Origin of the sequence: Bacillus sp. N13C7, from assembly GCF_026790065.1 — a bacterium.
GTDB lineage: Bacteria > Bacillota > Bacilli > Bacillales > Bacillaceae > Bacillus.
On sequence record NZ_JALAMO010000030.1, the window covers coordinates 2,501 to 4,778 of the forward strand.

2 rRNA genes (1 of these 2 only partly in view) are annotated in these 2,278 nt (G+C 51.9%); both read right to left on the reverse strand.

What is annotated here, in order from left to right:
* Nucleotides 1-470, reverse strand: a 23S ribosomal RNA gene (locus tag MOB98_RS20565); it reaches 2,458 nt to the left of the window's first position.
* A 169-nt stretch (nt 471-639) separates the two neighbouring features.
* Nucleotides 640-2,189: ribosomal RNA gene (locus MOB98_RS20570) — 16S ribosomal RNA — on the reverse strand.
* The 16S and 23S rRNA genes sit together here, the layout of an rRNA operon.
* Nucleotides 2,190-2,278 lie beyond the last annotated feature (89 nt).

Genomic DNA, 2,278 nt, shown 5'->3' on the forward strand with positions numbered 1-2,278 from the left:
TTGGGAGATGGTCCTCCCGGATTCCGACGGAATTTCACGTGTTCCGCCGTACTCAGGATCCACTCAGGAGAGAACGAAGTTTTGACTACAGGGCTGTTACCTCCTATGGCGGGCCTTTCCAGACCTCTTCATCTACCTCGTTCTTTTGTAACTCCGTACAGAGTGTCCTACAACCCCAAGAGGCAAGCCTCTTGGTTTGGGCTAATCCCGTTTCGCTCGCCGCTACTCAGGGAATCGCATTTGCTTTCTCTTCCTCCGGGTACTTAGATGTTTCAGTTCCCCGGGTCTGCCTTCTCATATCCTATGAATTCAGATATGGATACCACTCCATTACGAGTGGTGGGTTTCCCCATTCGGAAATCTCCGGATCAAAGCTTGCTTACAGCTCCCCGAAGCATATCGGTGTTCGTCCCGTCCTTCATCGGCTCCTAGTGCCAAGGCATCCACCGTGCGCCCTTTCTAACTTAACCGTTAAAAAGAATCACTATGTGATATCTTGTCTTACTAATTGAATGTGATGTCTACTGTTATCTAGTTTTCAAAGAACACGTTTCGAAGGAATGATCCTTCAAAACTAAACAAGACAGGGAACGTTCTGTTTATAAGACCCAAGGTCTTATATTCCGTATATATCCTTAGAAAGGAGGTGATCCAGCCGCACCTTCCGATACGGCTACCTTGTTACGACTTCACCCCAATCATCTGTCCCACCTTCGGCGGCTGGCTCCTAAAAGGTTACCTCACCGACTTCGGGTGTTACAAACTCTCGTGGTGTGACGGGCGGTGTGTACAAGGCCCGGGAACGTATTCACCGCGGCATGCTGATCCGCGATTACTAGCGATTCCAGCTTCACGCAGTCGAGTTGCAGACTGCGATCCGAACTGAGAACAGATTTGTGGGATTGGCTTAACCTCGCGGTTTCGCTGCCCTTTGTTCTGTCCATTGTAGCACGTGTGTAGCCCAGGTCATAAGGGGCATGATGATTTGACGTCATCCCCACCTTCCTCCGGTTTGTCACCGGCAGTCACCTTAGAGTGCCCAACTGAATGCTGGCAACTAAGATCAAGGGTTGCGCTCGTTGCGGGACTTAACCCAACATCTCACGACACGAGCTGACGACAACCATGCACCACCTGTCACTCTGCCCCCGAAGGGGACGTCCTATCTCTAGGATTGTCAGAGGATGTCAAGACCTGGTAAGGTTCTTCGCGTTGCTTCGAATTAAACCACATGCTCCACCGCTTGTGCGGGCCCCCGTCAATTCCTTTGAGTTTCAGTCTTGCGACCGTACTCCCCAGGCGGAGTGCTTAATGCGTTAGCTGCAGCACTAAGGGGCGGAAACCCCCTAACACTTAGCACTCATCGTTTACGGCGTGGACTACCAGGGTATCTAATCCTGTTCGCTCCCCACGCTTTCGCTCCTCAGCGTCAGTTACAGACCAGAGAGTCGCCTTCGCCACTGGTGTTCCTCCACATCTCTACGCATTTCACCGCTACACGTGGAATTCCACTCTCCTCTTCTGCACTCAAGTTCCCCAGTTTCCAATGACCCTCCCCGGTTGAGCCGGGGGCTTTCACATCAGACTTAAGAAACCGCCTGCGAGCCCTTTACGCCCAATAATTCCGGACAACGCTTGCCACCTACGTATTACCGCGGCTGCTGGCACGTAGTTAGCCGTGGCTTTCTGGTTAGGTACCGTCAAGGTACCGCCCTATTCGAACGGTACTTGTTCTTCCCTAACAACAGAGCTTTACGATCCGAAAACCTTCATCACTCACGCGGCGTTGCTCCGTCAGACTTTCGTCCATTGCGGAAGATTCCCTACTGCTGCCTCCCGTAGGAGTCTGGGCCGTGTCTCAGTCCCAGTGTGGCCGATCACCCTCTCAGGTCGGCTACGCATCGTTGCCTTGGTGAGCCATTACCTCACCAACTAGCTAATGCGCCGCGGGTCCATCTGTAAGTGGTAGCCGAAGCCACCTTTTATGTTTGAACCATGCGGTTCAAACAAGCATCCGGTATTAGCCCCGGTTTCCCGGAGTTATCCCAGTCTTACAGGCAGGTTACCCACGTGTTACTCACCCGTCCGCCGCTAACATCAGGGAGCAAGCTCCCATCTGTCCGCTCGACTTGCATGTATTAGGCACGCCGCCAGCGTTCGTCCTGAGCCAGGATCAAACTCTCCGATAAAGTAGTTTGACTGACTACGCACATCGCTGTGCGATTTATAAAAAATGAATTAACAGGTACGTTTTGTCTTGTTTAGTTTTCAAAGATCA